The organism is Streptococcus mitis, assembly GCF_946188585.1.
Classification (GTDB): Bacteria; Bacillota; Bacilli; order Lactobacillales; family Streptococcaceae; genus Streptococcus; species Streptococcus mitis_DG.
This window is the reverse complement of the sequence record NZ_CAMHVI010000011.1, coordinates 1-23,887: the sequence shown is the minus strand read 5'-3', so window position 1 is coordinate 23,887 and position 23,887 is coordinate 1. Positions and strand designations below refer to the sequence as shown.

Below are 23,887 nucleotides of genomic sequence, written 5' to 3'. Positions count from 1 at the left end.
CTCGGGAAGTAGCTCAGCTTGGTAGAGTACTTGGTTTGGGACCAAGGTGTCGCAGGTTCGAATCCTGTCTTCCCGATTCATTACAGAGATACGTAAGCGTATCTTTTTTGTTTAACTAGATATTATATACATAAAGAGAGAATCAGTTTGCTTCTCTCTTTTTTTAATTGGCTCTTTGTTAACTATAGTGGGTTGAAGAAAAGCTAAGCTCGAGAAAGGACAAATTTCGTCCTTTCTTTTTTGATATTCAGAGCGATAAAAATCCGTTTTTTGAAGTTTCCAAAGTTCCGAAAACCAAAGGCATTGCGCTTGATAAGTTTGATGAGATTATTCGTTGCTTCCATTTTTGGGTTGGAAAAGGGGAGTTGAAGGGCGTTGACAATTTTCTTTTTGTCCTTGAGAAAGGTTTTAAAGACAGTCTGAAAAAGAGGATGAACCTGCTTTAGATTGTCCTCAATGAGTCCGAAAAATTTATCCGGTTCCTTATTCTGAAAGTGAAAAAGCAAGAGTCATAGAGATGATAGTGGTGTTTCAAGTCTTCTGAATAGCTCAAAAGCTTGTCTAGAATTTCTTTATTAGTCAAGTGCATACGAAAAGTAGGGAGATTAAAACGTTTATCACTCAATTTACGACTATCCTGCTGGATGAGCTTCTAGTATCGCTTGATAGCCTTGTATTCATGAGTTTTTCGTTCAAATTGATTCATGATTTGAACACGTACACGACTCATAGCACGGCTTAGATGTTGAACAATGTGAAAGCAATCAAGTACAATTTTTGCATTCGGAAAAAGCTGTTTAACCAAGTCATAATAAGGACTAAACAGATCCATAGTAATAATTTTTACCTGACAGCGAACAGCTCTATGGTAGCGAAGAAAGTTATTTCGGATGACAGTTTGTGTTCTACCCTCAAGAACAGCTATGATACTGAGATTAAAAAATCTTGCGCAATGAACCTCATTTTCATCTACCGATTGAAACAGTCACTCACCTGACTGTTTTAACATCCAAGTGCATAATTTCAGGCAAATGGCTAAAGTTACACTCAAAGTGAAAGTCATTGAGCTTGCGAATGACAGTTGAAGTTGAAATGGCTAGCTGATGTGAAATATCGGTCATAGAAGTCTTTTCAATCAGCTTTTGAGCAATCTTTTGGTTGATGATACGAGGAATTTGGTGATTACTCTTGACGATAGAAGTCTCAGCTACCATCGTTTTTGAACAGTGATAGCACTTGAATCGACGCTTGCTAAGCAGAATTCTAGTAGCCATACCAGTCGTTTCAAGGTAAGGAATCTTAGACAGTTTTTGAAAGTCATATTTCTTCATTTGATTCCCCACAAAGAGGACAAGATGGGGCATCGTATTCCTGTTTAGAGATGATTTAATTGTGGGTATTCCTATTGATAACAGCTAAATTCCCAAACTAAGTTCTACCGCTAGTAAAAGTGGAGGTTACTTTGAGAAGTTACCCTTATTGATAGCATCCATAATTTGGATATTAGGGTCTTTAATATCGAGTAGTTTTGTGATAAAGTGTAGTTGTTCCATATGATTCTTTCTAATGAGTTGTTTGGTAACTTTTCATTATAGATCTTATGGGACTTTTTTCTTTTTTCCTTTCGTGTTACAATAAAGGTATGAATCAGTATCAGAAAAAGATTGTTAAAGGAACCATTTATTCGCTTCTATCAGGCTTAATCTGGGGGATCTGTGGAATTTTAGGAGAATATTTCTTTACTCATTACCAGGTGTCCTCTGGCTGGATTACCTCTATGCGTTTGACATTGGCAGGGAGTATTGTGCTCATTTGGTCTGCGATGCAGTTAAAATCGCAAGTGCTAAATATTTGGCGAGACAAGAAAAATTACCTGCCCTTTTTAGCCTATGCTATTTTGGGAATTTTCTCAGTCCAGTATTTTTTCTATCTCTGTGTAGAATACTCAAATGCTGCGACAGCAACTATTTTACAGTTTATCAGCCCTGTCTTTATCCTCTTTTACAATCGCTTAGTTTATCACAAACTAGCGTCAAAAAGTGCTATTTTCTATGTTTTGATTGCTATGCTGGGTGTTTGCTTGATGGCGACAAAGGGAGATCTTTCTCAGTTATCTATGACTCCGCTAGCCCTTATAACAGGTCTGTTGAGTGCCATGGGGGTCATGTTTAATGTTATCTTGCCTCAACCTTTTGCTAAGCGTTATGGGTTTGTACCCACGGTTGGGTGGGGGATGATTTTGGCCGGTTTATTTAGCAATGTTCTCTCACCAGTTTATCAGCTTTCCTTTACTCTTGATATTTGGAGTATCTTGATTTGTCTCATTATCGCTTTCTTTGGGACGGCTTTTGCCTTTTTCATTTCCATGAAGGCAGTGTCCTTGGTTTCTCCTTTGGTGGTTTCTGTCATTAGTGCCAGCGAGCCTCTCTCTTCTGCCCTCTTGAGTGTTTTGTTTTTAGGTTTGGTAGTAGATTGGTCTCTTCTTCTAGCTATGGCCTTGATTATTTTACCTATGATTTTCCTATCGATAGAAGAAGCGAAAGAAAGTAAATAAAAAGTCTTTTCTTAATTCTAAAAGTGTGCTATACTAGAATAGTCAATAAAACATGGGGAAATAGTTGTGAAGAGTGTTTTTAGGTTGTATCGGTAGGAGCTTGTTTTTACCGACAGCACGTTTTATCTCACATCCCTAAAAATCATACCTAAAAACAAACAAAAAGGCTTCAAATTTGAGGCCTTTTTTGGTAGAATAGGTATCATTAAAATGAACTAGGAGGCACCTATGACTGCTACAAAAATGAACGCACAAGAAATTATCCAATTTATCGCCAATGCTGAAAAGAAAACCAGTGTCAAAGTAACCTTTGAAGGAGAGCTTGCAACTGCTGTACCTAGCTCTGTTGTCAAACTAGGGAATGTCCTATTTGGAGACTGGAAGGATGTGGCTCCGCTTCTCGATGGTTTGGTAGAAAATCAAGACTATGTTGTTGAGCAAGATGCTCGCAATTCTGCAGTTCCTTTGCTAGATAAACGTACTATCAATGCTCGTATCGAGCCAGGTGCGATTATCCGTGATCAGGTAGAAATTGGTGATAATGCTGTTATCATGATGGGAGCTGTTATCAATATCGGTGCTGAAATCGGTGCAGGAACCATGATTGACATGGGGGCTATCCTTGGTGGCCGTGCTATCGTTGGTAAAAATAGCCACGTTGGTGCAGGTGCAGTTTTGGCAGGTGTGATTGAGCCAGCTAGCGCTGAACCAGTTCGTGTCGGAGACAATGTTCTTATTGGTGCTAATGCAGTGGTTATCGAAGGAGTCCAAATCGGTAGTGGTTCAGTTGTCGCAGCAGGAGCTATCGTTACCCAAGATGCCCCAGAAAACGTGGTGGTAGCAGGTGTTCCAGCTCGTATCATCAAAGAGATTGATGCCCAAACTCAACAAAAAACAGCGCTAGAAGATGCGCTTCGCACCTTGTAATTGTAAAAGAAAAATAGAGGCGGAACCCTTTTTCCAGCCTCTTTCTGCTATATAGGAGGACAGATAGATGTTAGATTTGATTCAGACTAGACGAGATTTGCACCAGATTCCAGAGATTGGCTTGGAGGAGTTCCAGACTCATGCTTATTTGATGGATGTGATTGAGAAATTGACTGTGGGCAAGGATTTTGTCCAAGTTCGTACTTGGCAGACAGGTATTTTGGTCTACTTACAGGGAAGTCAGCCAGAGCGGACCATTGGTTGGCGGACAGATATTGATGGTTTGCCTATCGTTGAACAAACAGGCCTTCCTTTCGCTTCTCAGCACCAAGGTCGCATGCATGCTTGTGGCCATGATTTTCACATGACCATTGCCTTGGGCTGTCTTGAGCGCGCCCTTGAGGAGCAACCCAAAAATAATCTGCTCTTCCTATTTCAGCCTGCTGAAGAAAATGAAGCTGGAGGCATGCTCATGTATGAGGATGGTGCTTTTGGAGACTGGTTGCCAGACCAATTTTATGGTCTCCATGTCCGTCCAGATTTGAAGGTTGGTCAGATTGCGACCAATACACACACTCTCTTTGCAGGGACCTGTGAGGTGAAGATTCGTTTCAAAGGAAAAGGAGGACATGCAGCCTTTCCACATGAAGCCAATGACGCTTTGGTAGCGGCTAGTTACTTTGTGACCCAAGTGCAGTCAGTGGTCAGCCGCAATGTCAATCCAATCGAGGGAGCAGTGGTGACCTTTGGAGTTTTCCAAGCTGGAACAACCAACAATGTCATCACAGACACAGCCTTTTTGCATGGAACTATTCGAGCTTTGACACAGGACATGAGCCTTTTGGTGCAAAAAAGGGTCAAAACAGTTGCAGAAGGAGTTGCAGCTGCCTTTGATATTGAAGTCGAAGTCGAACTCAAACAAGGGGGCTACCTGCCTGTTGAGAACAATCCAGCTTTGGCGCGTGAACTGATGGACTTCTTTGAAGAAAAGGAGGACATCGAGTTGATTGATATCGAGCCCGCTATGACAGGTGAGGATTTTGGTTATCTCCTTTCGAAGGTAGACGGCGTTATGTTTTGGCTGGGTATTGATAGTCCCTACGCCCTTCATCACCCTCAGATGACTCCTAAGGAAGAGGCTCTAGCAATTGGGGTGGATGCGGTCTCTAGTTTCCTGAAAAAGAAGGCAACAGAGTAGAGGGCTTGTCTATGAAATCGGAATTACGCAAGCAAGTCTTGCAAGAAATGAAGGCTATCCCTCGAGAGCAAAAACAGGCTATGGATCAAGCTTTGACAGAAGGACTTTTACAACACCCCTTCTACCAAGAAGCAAATACAATCGCAACCTATCTCTCTTTTTCTCATGAGTTTCAAACGCATGAACTGATTGAGCAGGCGCTGAGGGATGGCAAGAAGGTTCTAATACCCAAAACCTATCCCAAGGGGCGCATGGACTTTGTGGTCTATGATCCGCAACAACTGGTCAAAACTTCTTTTGGCTTACTGGAACCACAGGGAAATTTGGAAGTAGTGGATGCCTCTCAGATTGATTTGATTCATGTTCCTGGTCTGGCTTTTATGACAGAGGGCTATCGGATTGGATACGGTGGAGGCTATTACGACCGCTATCTTGAACATTTTTCTGGTCATACTTTTAGTACGATCTATCCTTGTCAAATTAAGGACTTTATTCCTGAAAAGCATGATATCCCTGTTCAGGAGGTATTAATTGATGAAGGAAATCGTTGATAGACGTTACCCTGTGACGAGTTTCTTCCTCTTAGTGACGGCCTTGGTGTTTCTACTAATGTTGGTGACTACAGGAGGAAACTTTGACAGGGCGGATACCTTATTTCGATTTGGAGCCATGTATGGGCCAGCTATTCGCCTCTTACCTGAGCAAATTTGGCGTCTCTTTTCTGCCATTTTTGTTCATATTGGGTGGGAGCATTTCATTGTCAATATGCTTTCCCTTTATTATCTTGGTAGCCAAGTAGAGGAAATTTTCGGATCCAAGAAGTTTTTCTTTCTCTATCTTTTATCAGGAATGATGGGTAATCTCTTTGTTTTTGTATTTAGTCCAAAATCCTTAGCAGCAGGAGCTTCTACTTCTCTCTATGGGCTATTTGCTGCGATTATTGTTCTTCGCTATGCAACGCGTAATCCTTATATCCAACAGCTAGGGCAATCTTATCTGACACTTTTTGTGGTTAACATCATTGGAAGTGTTCTGATTCCAGGAATCAGCCTAGCAGGTCATATCGGGGGAGCAGTTGGTGGAGCATTTCTAGCAATTATCTTTCCAGTTCAAGGTGAAAGACGGATGTATAGCGCTAGTCAGAGACTGGTAGCGTTAGTGTTGTTCGTAGGACTTTCAGTTTTGCTTTTCTATAAGGGAATGGGAATGTGACGAGCAATATGTAATCTTGAATAAGAAAAAAGCTACTTAAAAAATGAGTAGCTTTTAATATGGGTTGGAACCATTCGAAACAACACAGCTCTAAAACTTCTTCTCCTTCCTCAACCACGTTTTCATGGTTTTGGAACCATTCGAAACAACACAGCTCTAAAACCAAGGAAAAGGAGAACGCGAGATGATGGAGGTTTTGGAACCATTCGAAACAACACAGCTCTAAAACAGTTCTCCATTATTACCTGGTGCGAGTCTTGTTTTGGAACCATTCGAAACAACACAGCTCTAAAACAAAGCTCTTGTGCTATCTCATATATCTCTTGTTTTGGAACCATTCGAAACAACACAGCTCTAAAACAAGGAACAAAACGACGAATTGCGTAAAATGGTTTTGGAACCATTCGAAACAACACAGCTCTAAAACAGCATTTTGGGTTAGATACCTCGGAGAAAGGTTTTGGAACCATTCGAAACAACACAGCTCTAAAACTATCATGTTCCCTGGTATTGCTTACCGTCAGTTTTGGAACCATTCGAAACAACACAGCTCTAAAACTGTGTAGGCAGCCATAATCGCTTTGTTAAGGTTTTGGAACCATTCGAAACAACACAGCTCTAAAACCCCTAATGCAATTGGCTTAATTCCTGTTAGGTTTTGGAACCATTCGAAACAACACAGCTCTAAAACACACTTCAAGAATACTTTCTTATTCTTGCTGTTTTGGAACCATTCGAAACAACACAGCTCTAAAACTGCTAAATGTGTGTACTCACAAAACATATTGTTTTGGAACCATTCGAAACAACACAGCTCTAAAACACACTTTCAATAAAGAGAGTAGCGTCTACAGTTTTGGAACCATTCGAAACAACACAGCTCTAAAACAGAAGGTCTACACATATCATCAAGTTTTGGGTTTTGGAACCATTCGAAACAACACAGCTCTAAAACAAGCGCTTTGATTTGTTTATCACTAGCAGGGTTTTGGAACCATTCGAAACAACACAGCTCTAAAACTAAATCATGGGCGCAAACAGTAAAGGAATCGTTTTGGAACCATTCGAAACAACACAGCTCTAAAACTAATTGATTCAAATCAAGTCACTAAAGTTGGTTTTGGAACCATTCGAAACAACACAGCTCTAAAACCTTCTAAATGTGTACCTGATGGGCTTTTAGGTTTTGGAACCATTCGAAACAACACAGCTCTAAAACAACTCTCAGGGACACTTCCTAAATATTCTTGTTTTGGAACCATTCGAAACAACACAGCTCTAAAACCTCGTAGAAAAATTTTTCTCACGAAATTTCGTAATCGCGCCATTCGTCTCAGCCAGACTTCAGCTCGTCAGGCTCCAATTGTTACCCTTATTATACCATATTTTCAGGGTTCAAGAAATAGTCTTGATCCAGCACATATTGAGGAAAATCATAGACTTTTCGAGGTTCGACAAATAAGACCCTTAGTTGATTGAGTTGGATATACTCTATCAGATTTACTAACTCATCCTTTGATAGATAGGCGGACGCATTGATGAAGACAAGGAGTTTCTTTTTGGAAAGATATTTAAAAACCTGGACAATTTCTAGCATCTTTTCGAAAGGTGTATCACTCAGAGTTTCAACTTTGACCCCTAGAGCATCGATCAACTCTAGAATGGTGATTTCATCGTACTCTAGGTCTAGTTCATTTTCTAAGCACTCAAATGCTAACAATTCTGTAATCGTAGCTACCAGTTTTACAATCATGGATTTGACTTCTGGCTTGTCATTAAGCTGATTTTCAAGATCTGCATGTATCAGCTTGAGCATAGAAGAGGAGTTGAGATTGTATCCTAAGACATCCGTTATTACCAGTAACTCAGACTCTTTCAGAGATTTTAGATTTCTATCAAATAACTTCAAGTCCCCATCATCAGTGTACTGGTAGAACTGCTTGACGATAGTCGAAAAGGTAAACTGGTCTTCCAACACTAAAAAGGTTGCATTTTCAATAGCCAATGGTTCATCTAATAATGGGAAATTAATCTTCATCTCTAGGCTCCTCTCCTAGAAAGACTAAACGTGCATCGGAGTTTGCTACACTGGTATTTCGCTTGCCATTTAAGTAGATCATGCGAGAAAATTGCTTTTCTGTAACGGTTAAGAGAGTAATGTTTCCTTTTTTAGGGTTGTGAGTTTTGAGTCGCTCAATCATGGCGTTATTAGCAGAGTTGTTGAGCAAAAGTTTGCTATAGATGGAGAATTGGTGCATGATAAATCCCTCATCTATGAGGAACTTCCGAAATTTCCGATAGGCCTTGCGTTCCTCTGCGGTATCAACGGGCATATCAAACATTAAAATCATACGCATATATCGATAACTCATATCCTAAACTCAGGAACTCCTTTCTCGGGTTGATTGAGAGCTTGGATGACTTTCTTAGTATAGTCACTGACGATATTGGACAGGTACATATCTTTGCCATTGTAGTGGAAGGTGTCTGAGAAAATGGTAAAAAGTTCTCGCTTGATTTTGACAAAAGAACTGCTTCGATTTTCATAGACGATTCTGTCAATAATCGGACGAAAAGGTTCCATAATATCGCTAGCTAGGTTGAATTGATTGAACTGGTTGGCATGTTTCAAGCCAAACTGAGTCATGCAGCCAGACAAGACAATCTCACGCGCAAACATACTCAAAATCAAGGTGTAACCATAGTCTAAGGCAGCATTGACATCATTATCTTGTTCACGGCTAAAATCATTTCCAAACAAGGTGTTAAAATAAATCCGAGCAGCATGACCCTCACGATTGCTAGGATCAAATAAATCCAACCCATGATAGAGATCGATGACTGACTGGCTCTTTTCCAGAAAACCACAACTCCCTAGATAAAAAGCCTGATTGAGAATTTTTTGTGCAATGATGGTTGTCCAGATTTCCGCCTTTACATCTTCATTCCAAGCAATTTGCCGAGAGAGTTGCAAACTGGAATCGTGCCGACCGTAGTAGGGCATTAAGTATGCCGTTGGCAAGCGTTTGTCATCACAAAAGATGACTAGAATATTTTCATCCACCAAACGTTTAATCAGCATAGTGGAGAGAACGATATCCGTCGTCTCTAAAAGTAGGATGTCCACCTCGGACAGGTGAATCAACTCTGTCCGAGAGGCATCTTTAAAAATCAAGTGATTGTTCTTGTAGGAGAGCTTAGAGTGCGTATTGACAACAACGGTTCTCCATCCCATTAGTCTTCTCCCAGTTTGCTTAAGTCAATCCGAGTCTCGTAAAGACCAGTGATGGATTGGTGGATGAGGGTGGATTCTATTATTTTTTTAACCATTTTATCGCTGTCAGTGAATTGCCATCTTTTTATAGGTAATGATAACGTATCATCGAATATTATTTTTTTCTGTCCAGCATTAATATTAGTAAAAGATAAAGTGGTGATGACCCTATTCATAATATTTCTACATTCTTCAATAGTTTGGTTATTGCTTAAAATAAGCTCATCATACTGTTTTTTATTAACCAAGTCTGTTGCTAACATAAATTCTAGAAATTGATTCCAAATTGATTGTATAAGTTGTTGATTGTTTTTTAACAAGCTATCGTGCTCATTTTTATCCAAAGTGGTATATTGAGAAATCAGTTTCATTTGTTTAGTAGTGACAAAAATCTGATTTGCACGTTTCAATTCTTGATTGCTAACTATAAATCTCCTATAGGTTCCGTATTTATGTTTAAATTCCAATACAGTATGCTTAACTAATTTTATTACATGTGAAACATTGTTGATTCCTAGATTTCTTAAATATAAATTAGGGTCTCTTTCAAATTCTAATTTAGTAAGCACCGGAATGCCGACCATTGTGTTTTTAATTTTATTATTTTGCTTGTATGTTACCAGAACTGAATAAGCGATTGTAGGTCTTGCATAGCCACCATATTTTTCAGGTGATAGACCAGATTTGATCGGGATTAGTTTACTTGCGTCAACTACTTTTTCCTTGGACACAATATTATTATCAAACAGACCGCCATTTTGTCCAACGGTTTGTTCTTCTGTTTTCTTCACAATATTCACCTGAGGAAAGGAAAGCACTTTTTTGATTGTTGCGAAATCTTTTTCCTTATTCCAAGCGATTTCTCCAGTGTCTTTAGAGTATTCGATATTTTCTCTTTTTACGATGGTTCCGTCTGCGTAATGCACCTCTTCTTTGAAGAAGTTCAACAAGTTTGAGTAGAAGAAATACTTTTCAGTTGCTTTTTCGACTTCTTTAGGATCTTTGGATTTTGAGATGTAGCGCTTAAGATCGTACTTTTGATAGTCACCATAAACGAATTCAGGCTCTAGTTTAGGATATTTCTTAAGGATGGCCTTAGCAACCACTGCATTTAAATAGGCATCATGCGCGTGGTGGTAGTCATTGATTTCCCGCACCTTGTATAACCCAAATTCTTTACGGAAGTTGGAAACCATGTTGGATTTCAAAGTGATAATTTTGACATTACGGTTCTTCTTATTCTTCTCAGTCACTTCTTTATTGAACCGAGCATCCAAGATCTGAGCAACATGTTTTGTGATTTGGCGTGTTTCAACTAGTTGGCGTTTGATAAAGCCAACTTTATCAAGCTCATTTAGCCCGCCTCGCTCTCGCTCTGCTTTGGTTAGATTATTATATTTACGTTCTGAAATCAATTTAGAATCCAATAATTGTTGCCAAAAAGCTTTCATCTTTTCAACTACTTCAAGACTAGGAACATTATCGGATTTCCCACGATTATCCTTTGAACTCGTCAAGACACGGTTATCAAGAGAATCATCCTTGATAAAGGCCTGTGGGATGATGTGGTCAATGTCATAGCTGCTCAGTTGGTTGATATTAAGAGCTTCTCCAGTATACATATCCTTCCCATTTTGGAGATAGTAAAGGAAGAGACGGTCATTTTGAAGTTGAACATTATCTGTTGGATTTTCTTTTAGTATGTTTGAATCAAGTCCAGAAGCTAAATTTTTTAATGAATCTTCAATGCGCTTATATCTCTGTTGGGAATTCTTTTTCCCTCTGGCAGTAGTCTGATTTTCTCGTGCCATTTCAATCACAATAGACTCGGGAGCATGGCCCATAACCTTGACAAGTTCATCAACAATCTTAATACTTTGTAAAATTCCCTTTTTGATGGCAGGACTTCCAGGAAGATTTTGAACAACTTGTCGTAAATTATCTGTGTCACCCACAACTTGTGCTTTTTGGATAATTTCAGTGAAAGAAAGTTCATCATCTTTTATTAACTGCATAAAGTTACGATTGCTCTTGCCATCATCCATCAAGTAGTCAAGAATAGTTTTCCCCGTTTGTTTATCCCTGATACCGTTAATCAATTTGGCAGAGAGTTTACCCCAACCAGTATAGTGTCGACGAGTTAGTGCTTTGATTACTTTTTCATCAAAGAGAGAATTATACTGAGCAAGGCGTTGCTTAATCATCTCACGATCTTCGAAGATTGTCAGAGTGTGAACGATATTTTCAAGAATTGCTTCATTTTTATCATCATCCATAAATTTCTTATCCTTGATAATTTTGAGTAAATCATGATAAGTGGATAGACTAGCGTTAAATTGTTTTTCAATTCCTTTTAGTTCGATTCCATCGTAGTTATCAATCTTTTGTAAACAATCGATGATATCATCTTCAGTTACTTTTCTTTTCTTTTTGAATAATTGATTGATAATTTTCTTTTTCTGTCCACTGTCAAGGAATTGATAGTCTCTCATTCCTTCTGCAATAAACTTTACTTTTGTTAATTCATTATAGACAGCAAATGTTTCATACAAGAGACTGTGTTTAGGCAAAACTTTTTCTTCTGGCAGATACAAGTCATAGTTAGTCATCTTATTGATGAAGTCTTCCGCAGAGCTTGCTTTATCAACAATTTCTTCAAAATTCCAAGGTCTTATTGCTTGGTCGGAATTTCGAGTAAGCCAAGCAAAATCACGATTGCCACGAGCCAATGGACCAACGTAGTAAGGAATACGGAAAGTCAAGATTTTTTCTATCTTTTCTTTATTTTCCTTCAGGAATGGATAATGTTCTCCTTGTCGACGGAGAATGGTATTCATTTCTTGAAGATGAATTTGATGAGGAATAGAACCATTATCAAAGGTGCGTTGTTTTCTCAAGAAAACTTCACGTTCGATTTTATCAAGGAAATAATCTGCTCCGTCGAATTTAGAGAGAAGATTTTTGATATATTTGTAAAATGCTTCTTGTGTGGTCTTACCATCGATATATCCAGCATACCCATCTTTTGATTGGTCAGAAAAAACTTCAACATATTTTTCTGGAAGATTGGTTTTGATGAATTGTTTTAAAACTGCCAAGTCTTTTTGGTGATTTTCATAGCGCTCAATCATAGATGCTGACAGTGGAGCCTTGGTTGAAGGATCTGTGACAGTCAAAATGCCTGACAGAAGAATCGCATCATAGAGTTTTTTAGCGGCCACGAAAAGGTCTGCAAAGTCATCTCCAATTTGTCCGAGCAAGTTTTCCAAATCCTCATCATAGGTATCTTTAGAGAATTGTAGTGGAGCTTTTTCTTCTAAGTCAAAATGTTTTTTGAAATCAGCTTGATTTCCTACAATCAACTTGAGAAATTCCGAAAACAAACCAGTGGACTTTTCATCAGGAAAGAGTTTTAGAACGCGTTCTCTCTTTGCAGATTTACTAATTTTATCGGTAAAAATTGCTTCTACTTGTGCGTTTTGCCCACTAAGTGAACTTCCTTCAAAGGTGTTGTCGTAAATGCTTATAAACTCGTTAAAGATTTTTTGGATATCATTGTTTTTAATATCGAAAGATTCTTCATATAAAAAATGTCCGCGGTATTTAATCATATGAGCTAATGCTAGATAGATTAAGCGCAAGTCAGCTTTTTCTTTTGAATTCGCCAGCTGTTTCCTCAAATGATAGATAGTTGGGAAATTCTTATGATATTCTTTTTCTTCTGCTAAGGTAGCAAAAATAGGATATTTACTTCCTCTTTTATCCTCAGGAACTAAAAAGGAGTCATCTAATCGATGAAAGAAACTACTATCCACCTTGCTTATTTCCGGAGAAAAGATTTCTTGAAGATAGCGAAGACGATTTTTTCGACGTGTATAGCGACGGCGCGCGGTTCGTTTTAGACGTCTATCTTCAGCAGTAGTTCCTTCATCAAATAATAAAGCTCCAATTAGATTTTTCTTGATAAAGTGTTTATCAGTATTGCCTAGAACTTTCATCTTTTTTGATGGCACCTTATAGTCATCCGTAATGACGGCCCATCCGACGCTGTTTGTTCCGATATCAAGTCCGATAGAGTAAGGTTTGTTGCTCATTTAGGTTTCTCCTTTGGGTTATACTCTTTAAGTTCTTATTAGTAAACGCTAATATATTAACTTTAGCTAAATTATATATCTTTTGACTATTAAAATCAAGAAATTGTAAAACGTTTTCAATGTGTAAGTTTTTAATCTTATAAAATGAAGTGTTATTCTATTTTATAACAATTTATTCTTGCAATTTTTAATAGAAAAGTATACAATGAAAGTGTTGGAACTATTCGAAACAACACAGCAAGTTAAAATAAGGCTTTGTCCGTACACAACTTGAAAAAGTGCGCACCGATTCGGTGCTTTTTATTTTATTATACAAACTTATTGTGGCCGCATTTTTGTTAAAAAACAAATAATATCGTTGTACTTTCATAAAATATAAGTAGAGTAAGTAAGAAATACAGATTTCTTTTTAGATTATGGATGTTCTAAAGAATAGCAATATAAAATAAAAAGAACTGGGATAATTAACTATCCTAGTTCTTATTTTTACATGGAATATTCTTCTATTCCCCCTCAGCCAATTCTTTTCCAAGTTGGATGAGGTAATCTTTCAAGTCATCTTTGACTTGTGGGTGTTTGAGGGCATAGTCAATAGATGTTTTCATAAAGCCAAACTTATCCCCAACGTCGTAACGAGCTCCTGTAAATTCACGGGCGAAAACACGTTGTGTTTTATTAAGTGTATCAATAGCGTCGGTAAGCTGGATTTCATTTCCAGCACCGGGAGCTTGATTTTCGAGGATCTCAAAAATTTCTGGTGTGAGCAGATAGCGCCCGATAATTGCTAAATCACTTGGAGCATCCTCTGGAGCTGGTTTTTCAACGAAAGTTTCGACACTGTAGAGACCATTAATCCCTTCACCCTGAGGAGCGATAACTCCATATGCTGAAACTTCTTCATGAGGGACAGGCATAACAGCAATTGTTGATGCGTGAGTCGACTCGTAATCATTCATCAATTGTTTTGTCAAAGGTACAGCGTTGTCATCTGTGATATCCATTAGGTCGTCACCAAGCATGACAACGAAGGGTTCATTCGCCACAAAAGCTTTTGCTTGTAAGACAGCATCGCCAAGACCACGAGGATGGCTTTGACGGATAAAGTGAAGGCGAATGCCAGTTGTTTCGTCTACCAATTTTAACAAGTCATGTTTGCCTTTTTCTTTGAGGTTGTACTCAAGCTCAAAGTTTGAGTCAAAGTGGTCTTCAATAGAACGTTTTGATTTACCAGTGACAACCAGAATATCTTCAATACCTGATTTAAGAGCTTCTTCTACGATAAATTGGATAGTTGGTTTGTCTACAATTGGCAACATTTCTTTAGCAAGTGCTTTGGTTGCTGGTAAAAATCGAGTCCCAAGTCCAGCGGCAGGGATGACTGCCTTTCTAACTTTTGATGTCATAAGAATCCTTTCTCTAGAGGGTTAAGACCACTCATTTTCTGCTTTAAATTCATTGTTCATGATGTCATAAATGGCATCTTTGATATTGGTTCCGTGGTAGATAACTTGGTAAATAGCCTGTGTAATGGGCATATAGACTCCAAGTTCTTGCGCTAGTTCATAGGCTGCTCGAGTCGTTGAGATTCCTTCGATTACCATGCCCATATTGGCTTCGATATCAGCTAGAGATTCTCCACGACCAAGAGCATCTCCAGCTCTCCAGTTACGAGAGTGGATGGATGTTCCCGTTACAATCAAGTCTCCTACACCAGACAAGCCACTATAGGTCAATGGACTGGCCCCGAGTGCTACCCCTAGGCGGGTAATTTCTGCCAAGCCTCGAGCGATGATGGCTGCCTTGGCATTGTCACCAAATCCCAGACCATGTAAAGCACCGGCACCGACAGCAATAATATTTTTAAGAGCACCGGCAGTTTCGACTCCAATAACATCCGTATTGGTATAAAGTCGGAAGTAGTGATTGCTAAAGAGTTCTTGAACGTATTGAGCTGTTTGTAAATCTTTAGAAGCAGCAGTGATTAAAGTTAGGTCACGCACAATGGTTTCTTCTGCATGACTAGGGCCTGAAACAACGACAATATCACTGCGGAGATGTTCAGGAATTTCTTCTTCAAGAATGGTTGATAATCGTTTATGGCTATCAGGTTCTAATCCCTTTGATGCGTGCATGATGATAGCCTTATGGTCTAAGGTTTTTGCAACTTGTTTGGCAACAAGTCGTGTCACTTTTGTTGGGACAACAAACAAAATCGCATCTACATCTTTCAGTGCCTCTGATAAGTCGGTGTAGGCAATGATATTTTCATCTAGAACGACATCTTTAAAGTAGTGTTTGTTAGTATGGTTGGTATTAATTTCATTGATTTGCTCGGGAATGTTTCCCCAAATACGTACCTCGTGTCCATTGTCATTTAAGACTTGTGAAAGGGCAGTTCCCCAAGAACCAGGCCCCAAGACGGCGATGGTTTGTTTTTCCATATTCCCCTCCTTTATAACCTTCTTTTTACTATTTTACCATAAAAACCTTTATCATGCATTACTGTAGATGAAAGCGCACTAATTTGTATCAAGGAGACTTCTTTGACAAGTTCTCACTTTTTTGCTAGAATAACATCACACAAACAGAATGAGAAGGAGCTGACGGACTGTCGCTCCCTTTTGTCTATTTTTAAAGGAGAAAGTATGCTGATTCAGAAAATCAAAACCTACAAGCGGCAGGCCTTAGCTTCGCTTCTGATGACAGGCTTGATGGTTGCTAGTTCACTTCTGCAGCCGCGTTATCTGCAGGAAGTGTTAGACGCCCTCCTTGCTGGAAAATATGAAGCTATTTATAGTATCGGGATTTGGTTGATTGGTGTGGCCGTGGTCGGTCTAGTTGCTGGTGGACTCAATGTTGTCCTCGCAGCCTATATTGCCCAAGGAGTTTCATCTGACCTTCGAGAGGACGCCTTCCGTAAAATACAAACCTTTTCTTATGCCAATATTGAACAGTTTAATGCGGGAAATCTAGTCGTTCGTATGACAAACGACATCAACCAGATTCAGAACGTCATCATGATGACCTTCCAAATTCTTTTCAGACTTCCCCTCTTGTTCATCGGTTCGTTTATCCTTGCGGTTCAAACTTTACCATCTCTGTGGTGGGTGATTGTTCTCATGGTGATCTTAATTTTTGGTTTGACTGCTGTCATGATGGGAATGATGGGGCCTCGTTTTGCCAAGTTTCAAACTCTTCTTGAGCGCATCAATGCCATTGCTAAGGAAAATCTGCGCGGTGTTCGTGTGGTCAAGTCCTTTGTCCAAGAAAAAGAGCAGTTTGCTAAGTTTACGGAGGTTTCAGACGAGCTTCTCGGTCAAAATCTTTACATCGGTTATGCCTTTTCAGTAGTGGAACCTTTCATGATGTTGGTCGGTTATGGGGCAGTATTCCTCTCTATTTGGCTAGTTGCAGGGATGGTTCAGTCGGATCCGTCAGTTGTTGGCTCCATTGCTTCCTTTGTTAATTACCTAAGCCAGATTATCTTTACCATTGTTATGGTTGGATTTTTAGGAAATTCTGTCAGTCGCGCCATGATTTCTATGCGTCGTATTCGAGAAATTCTTGACGCAGAACCAGCTATGACCTTCAAGGATGTCCCAGATGAAGATTTGGATGGAAGTCTTAGCTTTGAAAATGTAACCTTTACCTATCCAATGGACAAGGAACCGATGCTGAAAGATGTGAGCTTTACCATCGAGCCTGGTCAAATGGTTGGTGTAGTTGGAGCGACTGGTGCAGGGAAGTCAACCTTGGCTCAATTGATTCCACGTCTCTTTGACCCACAGGAGGGAGCTATCAAAATTGGAGGCAAGGATATTCGAGAAGTGAGTGAAGCAACCCTCCGTAAAACAGTTTCTATCGTTCTCCAACGTGCCATTCTCTTTAGTGGAACAATTGCTGATAACTTGAGACAGGGTAAGGGAGATGCTACTCTATTTGAAATGGAGCGGGCAGCTAATATTGCCCAAGCCAGCGAATTCATTCATCGTATGGAGAAAACCTTTGAAAGTCCAGTTGAGGAACGAGGAACCAACTTCTCTGGTGGGCAAAAGCAAAGGATGTCGATTGCGCGTGGGATTGTTAGCAATCCACGTATTCTGATTTTTGATGATTCGACCTCGGCCTTGGATGCCAAGTCAGAGCGCCTGGTTCAAGAAGCCTTGAATAAGGACTTGAAGGGGACGACAACCATTATCATCGCGCAAAAGATTAGCTCGGTTGTCCATGCAGACAAGATCTTGGTACTGGATCAAGGACGATTGATTGGTCAAGGTACGCATGCAGACTTGGTTGCCAACAATGCTGTTTACCGTGAAATCTACGAAACACAGAAAGGAAAGGAGGAGTAAAATGAAGACAGTTCAATTTTTTTGGAATTATTTTAAAGTCTATAAGCTATCATTTGTAGTTGTTATCCTGATGATTGTTCTGGCAACTCTTGCCCAAGCCCTCTTTCCGGTCTTTTCTGGACAAGCAGTGACGCAGCTAGCTAATTTAGTTCAAGCTTATCAAAATGGCAATCCAGAACTTGTTTGGCAAAGCCTATCAGGAATCATGGTCAATCTTGGCCTGCTGGTTTTGGTTCTCTTTATCTCCAGTGTCATATACATGTGTCTTATGACGCGCGTGATTGCAGAGTCGACAAACGAGATGCGCAAAGGCCTCTTCGGTAAGCTTTCTCGGTTAGCGGTTTCTTTCTTTGACCGCCGAAAAGATGGTGATATCCTGTCTCGTTTTACCAGTGATTTGGATAATATCCTTCAAGCCTTTAACGAAAGTTTGATTCAGGTCATGAGCAATATTGTTTTATATATCGGTCTGATTCTTGTCATGTTTTCGAGAAATGTGACGCTGGCCCTCATCACCATAGCAAGCACACCACTGGCCTTCCTCATGCTGATTTTCATCGTGAAAATGGCACGCAAATACACCAACCTCCAGCAAAAAGAGGTAGGGAAGCTCAACGCCTATATGGATGAGAGTATTTCAGGACAAAAAGCCGTCATTGTCCAAGGAATTCAAGAGGATATGATGGCAGAATTTCTTAAACAAAATGAGCGCGTGCGCAAGGCAACCTTTAAAGGAAGAATGTTCTCTGGAATTCTTTTCCCTGTTATGAATGGGATGAGTCTGGTTAATACAGCCATCGTCATCTTTGCGGGTTCAGCTGTACTTTTAAATGATAAGACTATTGAAACAAGTACAGCCCTCGGTTTGATTGTTATGTTCGCCCAATTTTCACAGCAGTACTACCAGCCTATTATTCAAGTTGCAGCTAGTTGGGGAAGTCTTCAGTTAGCCTTTACTGGGGCTGAACGAATTCAGGAAATGTTTGATGCAGAGGAAGAAATCCGACCTGAAAATGCTCCGGCCTTCACTCAGTTGCAAGAAGGTGTCGAAATCAGTCATATTGATTTCTCATACTTGCCTGATAAACCTATTTTGAAAGATGTCAGCATTTCCGCTCCGAAAGGCCAGATGACAGCGGTTGTTGGGCCGACAGGGTCAGGGAAAACGACTATTATGAACCTCATCAATCGCTTTTATGATGTTGATGCTGGTGGAATCTATTTTGATGGCAAAGACATTCGTGACTATGACTTGGATAGTCTCAGAAGTAAGGTGGGGATTGTCTTGCAAGATTCGGTCTTATTTAGCGGAACGATTCGAGACAATATCCGTTTTGGTGTGCCAGATGCTAGTCAAGAAATGGTTGAGGCAGCAGCCAAGGCAACCCACATTCACGACTATATCGAAAGTTTGCCTGATAAGTACGATACCCTTATAGATGATGACCAGAGCATCTTCTCAACAGGACAGAAACAATTGATTTCCATCGCTCGAACCCTGATGACAGATCCAGAAGTTCTCATTCTCGATGAAGCAACTTCAAACGTAGATACGGTGACAGAAAGCAAGATTCAGCATGCCATGGAGGCAGTTGTAGCAGGTAGAACCAGTTTTGTCATTGCCCATCGCTTGAAAACCATTCTCAATGCTGATCAGATTATTGTCCTTAAAGATGGAGAAGTCATTGAACGCGGGAACCACCATGAACTCTTGAAACTAGGTGGCTTCTACTCAGAACTCTATCACAATCAATTTGTTTTTGAATAAGAAAAAAGTTGTCCCCTTGGGCAGCTTTTTTTGTTCATAAAAAATATTTATCACGGACTTAAAAAAAACATATTAGACGAAAGGCGTTTTGAGTGATATGATAGGACTATCGTTAACATTCGAAAGGAGAGGCATCATGGCTAGAACGGTTGTAGGAGTTGCTGCAAATCTATGTCCCGTAGACGCAGAAGGCAAAAACATTCATTCATCTGTATCTTGTAGATTCGCAGAGAGCATTCGTCAAGTCGGTGGTCTCCCTTTAGTCATTCCTGTTGGTGATGAGTCAGTTGTACGCGATTATGTAGAAATGATAGATAAACTTATCTTGACAGGCGGTCAAAATGTCCACCCTCAGTTTTATGGAGAGAAAAAAACCATCGAGAGCGATGATTACAATCTAGTCCGTGATGAGTTTGAACTGGCACTCTTGAAGGAAGCGCTTCGTCAGAATAAACCAATTATGGCAATCTGTCGCGGTGTTCAACTTGTCAATGTTGCCTTTGGGGGAACCCTCAATCAAGAAATTGACGGCCACTGGCAAGGCCTACCTTTCGGAACATCTCATTCTATTGAGACAGTAGAAGGAAGCGTAGTGGCTAAGCTATTTGGAAAAGAAAGTCAGGTCAACTCCGTCCATCGTCAAAGTATTAAAGATTTGGCACCTAATTTCCGTGTAACTGCTATTGATCCAAGAGACCAGACCATCGAAGCGATTGAGTCTATCGATGAGCACCGCATTATCGGTTTGCAGTGGCATCCAGAGTTTCTGGTTAATGAAGAAGATGGCAATTTAGAATTATTTGAGTATTTATTGAATGAACTGTGACGACTGGGACATCTGGTCGTTCTTTATTTTATTTTTTCAAAATTTTTGGAATGTGACATTTTTACGCAAACGTTTGAATTCTGATAAAAATTGGAGAAATTCGACAAAAAAACTTGAAAAAAACGAAGGTAAGCGTTATGATAGAAAAGAAGAAATATTGGAGGAATAACATGTCACATATTAAATTTGATTATTCAAAAGTTTTAGACAAATTTGTTGCACCACATGAAGTGGAATACATGCAATCACAAGTAACAGCAGCAGATGAATTGATCCGTAAAGGAACTGGTGCTGGTAGCGACTTTTTGGGATGGTTGGACCTTCCTGAAAACTACGACCGCGAAGAATTTGACCGCATCTTGAAAGCTGCTGAGCAAATCAAATCAGACAGCGATGTTTTGGTTGTGATCGGTATCGGTGGATCTTACCTTGGTGCCAAAGCAGCAATCGACTTCTTGAACCACCACTTTGCAAACTTGCAAACAAAAGAAGAACGCAAAGCTCCACAAATCCTTTACGCAGGAAACTCAATCTCATCTACTTACCTTGCTGACTTGGTAGAGTATGTTGCAGACAAAGACTTCTCAGTAAACGTGATTTCTAAATCAGGTACAACAACTGAACCAGCGATTGCTTTCCGTGTCTTCAAAGAACTTTTGGTTAAGAAATACGGTCAAGAAGAAGCTAACAAACGTATCTATGCAACAACTGACCGCCAAAAAGGTGCTGTTAAGGTTGAAGCAGACGCTAACGGTTGGGAAACATTTGTTGTTCCAGATGATATCGGTGGACGCTTCTCAGTATTGACAGCCGTTGGTTTGCTTCCAATCGCAGCATCAGGAGCTGACATCAAAGCCCTTATGGAGGGTGCGAATGCAGCTCGCAAAGACTACACTTCAGATAAAATCTCTGAAAACGAAGCTTACCAATACGCAGCCGTTCGTAACATCCTTTACCGTAAAGGCTATGCAACTGAAATCTTGGTAAACTATGAGCCATCACTTCAATACTTCTCAGAATGGTGGAAACAATTGGCTGGTGAATCAGAAGGGAAAGACCAAAAAGGTATCTACCCAACTTCAGCCAACTTCTCAACTGACTTGCACTCACTTGGTCAATTTATCCAAGAAGGAACTCGTATCATGTTTGAAACAGTTGTTCGTGTTGACAAACCTCGTAAAAACGTGATTATTCCTACTTTGGAAGAAGACCTTGACGGACTTGGTTACCTTCAAGGAAAAGACGTTGACTTTGTAAACAAAAAAGCGACTGACGGTGTTCTTCTTGCCCACACAGATGGTGATGTACCAAACATGTACGTGACTCTTCCAGAGCAAGACGCTTTCACTCTTGGTTATACAATCTACTTCTTCGAATTGGCTATCGCCCTTTCTGGTTACTTGAATGCTATCAACCCATTCGACCAACCAGGTGTTGAAGCTTATAAACGTAACATGTTTGCCCTTCTTGGAAAACCAGGATTTGAAGAATTGAGCAAAGAACTTAACGCACGTCTATAGATAGAAGAAAAGAGTGGTTTGCCCACTCTTTTTACTCTCTTTATTCATAGAAATTGGACTCAGCCAAGACTTGTGATATAATATAGAGAGCAAAAAGGCAGATGCCTAGAGACTTTATAGGAGAAACTATGTCAAAAGATATCCGCGTACGTTACGCACCAAGTCCAACAGGACTACTACACATCGGGAATGCCCGTACAGCATTGTTTAACTACTTGTATGCACGCCATCATGGTGGAACATTTATCATTCGTATCGAAGATACTGACCGTAAACGCCATGTCGAAGATGGGGAACGCTCACAGCTTGAAAACCTTCGCTGGTTAGGCATGGATTGGGATGAAAGCCCAGAAACACATGAAAACTACCGCCAGTCTGAGCGTTTGGACTTGTATCAAAAATACATTGACCAACTGTTAGCTGAAGGAAAAGCCTACAAATCTTACGTTACAGAAGAAGAGCTGGCAGCTGAACGCGAACGTCAAGAAGCAGCTGGTGAAACACCTCGTTATATCAACGAATACCTTGGTATGAGTGAAGAGGAAAAAGCGGCTTATATCGCAGAACGTGAAGCTGCTGGGATCATCCCAACAGTTCGTTTGGCTGTCAATGAGTCAGGTATCTACAAATGGCATGACATGGTCAAAGGTGATATCGAATTTGAAGGTGGCAATATCGGTGGTGACTGGGTTATTCAAAAGAAAGACGGTTACCCAACTTACAACTTTGCCGTTGTTATCGATGACCACGACATGCAAATCTCTCATGTAATCCGTGGAGATGACCACATTGCTAATACACCAAAACAGCTTATGGTTTATGAAGCACTTGGTTGGGAAGCTCCAGAGTTCGGTCACATGACTTTGATTATCAACTCTGAAACTGGGAAAAAATTGTCTAAACGTGATACCAACACCCTTCAGTTTATTGAAGACTACCGTAAAAAAGGTTATTTACCAGAAGCAGTCTTTAACTTTATTGCTCTTCTTGGTTGGAACCCAGGTGGCGAAGATGAAATCTTCTCTCGTGAAGAACTTATTAAACTTTTCGATGAAAACCGCCTCAGCAAGTCACCAGCAGCCTTTGATCAGAAGAAACTCGACTGGATGAGCAATGATTATATCAAGAATGCAGACCTAGAAATTATCTTTGAAATGGCAAAACCATTCTTAGAGGAAGCAGGCCGTTTAACTGACAAGGCTGAAAAATTAGTTGAGCTCTATAAACCACAAATGAAATCAGTAGATGAGATTATCCCATTGACAGATCTCTTCTTCTCAGATTTCCCAGAATTGACAGAAGCAGAACGCGAAGTAATGGCGGGGGAAACAGTCCTAACAGTTCTTGAAGCCTTCAAGGCAAAACTTGAAGCGATGACAGATGATGAATTTGTAACAGAAAATATCTTCCCACAAATCAAAGCTGTTCAAAAAGAAACAGGTATCAAAGGGAAAAATCTCTTCATGCCTATTCGTATCGCTGTTTCAGGTGAAATGCATGGACCAGAATTGCCAGATACGATCTTCTTGTTAGGCCGTGAAAAATCAATTCAGCATATTGAAAATATGTTAAAAGAAATCTCTAGATAAGAAGGATGTAACAATGGACATCTGGGAAAAGATGTACGAAGAAGCACAGAAACTATACAATCCACATGAAGTGTCAGACTTTGTCTATGCCAATCATGTCGTTGCCGCAGTAGAAGCAGAAGATGGGCAAATATTTACAGGTTTCTGTATGGAGGGAACCTGTGGTGTGTTCCATCTCTGCGCAGAGCGCGCGGCACTCTTCAATATGTACCAATTTTCAGGGAAAACTAAGGTTAAAAAAGTCTTAGCCTTTCGAGACAAACCGCCTTATGGTGGAAGTTCAGGAATGCCCTGTGGAGCTTGCAGAGAATTCCTTTTAGAGTTGAACGCTGAAAATAAAGATGCAGAATTCATGATGGATTACGATAGAAGAAAGATAGTGAAAGTCGCAGAACTAATGCCCTATTGGTGGGGAGAAGAACGTGCTTCTAAGTTTAATAATCAATAGAAGAGTCAGTATAATTCTGGCTCTTTTTACTTAATTTGAAAAAAACAGAAAAAGTAGTTGACAAGTCAGAAAAAGTCTGTATAATAGTAAGAGTTGAAAATAACAGCTCAGGTCCGTTGGTCAAG

17 protein-coding genes, 1 tRNA gene, 1 pseudogene and 1 CRISPR repeat array are annotated in these 23,887 nt (G+C 39.9%); of the genes and pseudogenes, 12 read left to right on the top strand and 7 right to left on the bottom strand.

Annotated features, from left to right (window positions below; genetic code table 11):
* The first annotated feature begins 2 nt into the window (after positions 1–2).
* Positions 3–76: transfer RNA gene (locus N8M66_RS09140), tRNA-Pro, on the top strand.
* 127 nt (positions 77–203) lie between these two features.
* On the opposite strand, the pseudogene N8M66_RS09135 reads toward N8M66_RS09140, so the two are convergent.
* A pseudogene (locus N8M66_RS09135) lies at positions 204–1,553 on the bottom strand (ISL3 family transposase).
* A gap of 89 nt (positions 1,554–1,642) precedes the next feature.
* Here N8M66_RS09135 and N8M66_RS09130 point away from each other — a divergent pair.
* The 5 genes from N8M66_RS09130 (at position 1,643) to N8M66_RS09110 (ending at position 5,891) form a co-directional block, all read left to right on the top strand.
* The gene (locus tag N8M66_RS09130; protein ID WP_261047181.1) at positions 1,643–2,554 is read left to right on the top strand and encodes a DMT family transporter; all 912 of its coding nucleotides are present in this window, start codon (positions 1,643–1,645) and stop codon (positions 2,552–2,554) included.
* A 228-nt stretch (positions 2,555–2,782) separates the two neighbouring features.
* The gene (dapD, locus tag N8M66_RS09125; RefSeq protein WP_261047177.1) at positions 2,783–3,481 is read left to right on the top strand and encodes a 2,3,4,5-tetrahydropyridine-2,6-dicarboxylate N-acetyltransferase; all 699 of its coding nucleotides are present in this window, start codon (positions 2,783–2,785) and stop codon (positions 3,479–3,481) included.
* A 67-nt stretch (positions 3,482–3,548) separates the two neighbouring features.
* Positions 3,549–4,679 (top strand): N-acetyldiaminopimelate deacetylase, encoded by a 1,131-nt coding sequence (locus N8M66_RS09120; RefSeq protein ID WP_261047175.1) that lies wholly within the window; start codon positions 3,549–3,551, stop codon positions 4,677–4,679.
* Positions 4,680–4,690: 11 nt separating this feature from the next.
* Positions 4,691–5,230, top strand: a complete 540-nt coding sequence (locus N8M66_RS09115; protein ID WP_261047172.1) for a 5-formyltetrahydrofolate cyclo-ligase — start codon at positions 4,691–4,693, stop codon at positions 5,228–5,230.
* Entirely contained in the window at positions 5,214–5,891 is a 678-nt protein-coding gene (locus N8M66_RS09110) for a rhomboid family intramembrane serine protease (protein WP_261047170.1), read from the top strand. Before N8M66_RS09115 ends, N8M66_RS09110 begins: the two co-directional genes overlap by 17 nt.
* Before the next feature lie 61 nt (positions 5,892–5,952).
* Positions 5,953–7,176: direct repeats of the CRISPR family, unit length 36 nt; unit sequence GTTTTGGAACCATTCGAAACAACACAGCTCTAAAAC.
* Between the two features lie 90 nt (positions 7,177–7,266).
* On the opposite strand, the gene csn2 is transcribed toward N8M66_RS09110, so the two are convergent.
* The 6 genes from csn2 to N8M66_RS09080 all read right to left on the bottom strand — a co-directional run bounded on the left by csn2 (position 7,267) and on the right by N8M66_RS09080 (position 15,700).
* The gene (csn2, locus tag N8M66_RS09105; protein WP_261047168.1) at positions 7,267–7,929 is read right to left on the bottom strand and encodes a type II-A CRISPR-associated protein Csn2; all 663 of its coding nucleotides are present in this window, start codon (positions 7,927–7,929) and stop codon (positions 7,267–7,269) included.
* On the bottom strand, positions 7,919–8,263 hold the full coding sequence (cas2, locus tag N8M66_RS09100) for a CRISPR-associated endonuclease Cas2 (protein ID WP_261047167.1): 345 nt from the start codon (positions 8,261–8,263) through the stop codon (positions 7,919–7,921). Before cas2 ends, csn2 begins: the two co-directional genes overlap by 11 nt.
* Positions 8,260–9,126 carry a type II CRISPR-associated endonuclease Cas1 gene (gene cas1, locus N8M66_RS09095; RefSeq protein ID WP_049486968.1) on the bottom strand — a complete coding sequence of 289 codons (867 nt, stop codon included), beginning with the start codon at positions 9,124–9,126 and terminating at the stop codon, positions 8,260–8,262. Before cas1 ends, cas2 begins: the two co-directional genes overlap by 4 nt.
* A complete protein-coding gene (gene cas9, locus N8M66_RS09090; protein WP_261047164.1) occupies positions 9,126–13,259 on the bottom strand; it encodes a type II CRISPR RNA-guided endonuclease Cas9 in 4,134 nt (1,377 codons plus the stop codon). The genes cas1 and cas9 overlap by 1 nt, the downstream gene beginning before the upstream one ends.
* 503 nt (positions 13,260–13,762) lie before the next feature.
* Complete coding sequence (galU, locus tag N8M66_RS09085; protein WP_049486965.1) at positions 13,763–14,662, bottom strand: UTP--glucose-1-phosphate uridylyltransferase GalU; 900 nt, start codon at positions 14,660–14,662, stop codon at positions 13,763–13,765.
* A gap of 21 nt (positions 14,663–14,683) precedes the next feature.
* On the bottom strand, positions 14,684–15,700 hold the full coding sequence (locus tag N8M66_RS09080) for an NAD(P)H-dependent glycerol-3-phosphate dehydrogenase (protein ID WP_261047161.1): 1,017 nt from the start codon (positions 15,698–15,700) through the stop codon (positions 14,684–14,686).
* Positions 15,701–15,904: 204 nt separating this feature from the next.
* On the opposite strand from N8M66_RS09080, the gene patA reads away from it, so the two are divergent.
* The 6 genes from patA (at position 15,905) to N8M66_RS09050 (ending at position 23,762) form a co-directional block, all read left to right on the top strand.
* Positions 15,905–17,611, top strand: a complete 1,707-nt coding sequence (patA, locus tag N8M66_RS09075) for a multidrug efflux ABC transporter subunit PatA (RefSeq protein WP_261047159.1) — start codon at positions 15,905–15,907, stop codon at positions 17,609–17,611.
* Position 17,612: 1 nt separating this feature from the next.
* Positions 17,613–19,379: a multidrug efflux ABC transporter subunit PatB gene (gene patB, locus N8M66_RS09070; RefSeq protein ID WP_261047157.1), complete on the top strand. Its 1,767-nt coding sequence runs from the start codon at positions 17,613–17,615 to the stop codon at positions 19,377–19,379.
* 136 nt (positions 19,380–19,515) lie between these two features.
* A complete protein-coding gene (locus N8M66_RS09065; protein WP_061590510.1) occupies positions 19,516–20,205 on the top strand; it encodes a gamma-glutamyl-gamma-aminobutyrate hydrolase family protein in 690 nt (229 codons plus the stop codon).
* A 170-nt stretch (positions 20,206–20,375) separates the two neighbouring features.
* Positions 20,376–21,725 (top strand): glucose-6-phosphate isomerase, encoded by a 1,350-nt coding sequence (locus tag N8M66_RS09060; RefSeq protein ID WP_000018269.1) that lies wholly within the window; start codon positions 20,376–20,378, stop codon positions 21,723–21,725.
* A gap of 128 nt (positions 21,726–21,853) precedes the next feature.
* Positions 21,854–23,314, top strand: a complete 1,461-nt coding sequence (gltX, locus tag N8M66_RS09055; RefSeq protein ID WP_261047148.1) for a glutamate--tRNA ligase — start codon at positions 21,854–21,856, stop codon at positions 23,312–23,314.
* A gap of 13 nt (positions 23,315–23,327) precedes the next feature.
* Positions 23,328–23,762 (top strand): cytidine deaminase family protein, encoded by a 435-nt coding sequence (locus tag N8M66_RS09050; RefSeq protein WP_261047143.1) that lies wholly within the window; start codon positions 23,328–23,330, stop codon positions 23,760–23,762.
* The last annotated feature ends 125 nt before the right edge of the window (positions 23,763–23,887 follow it).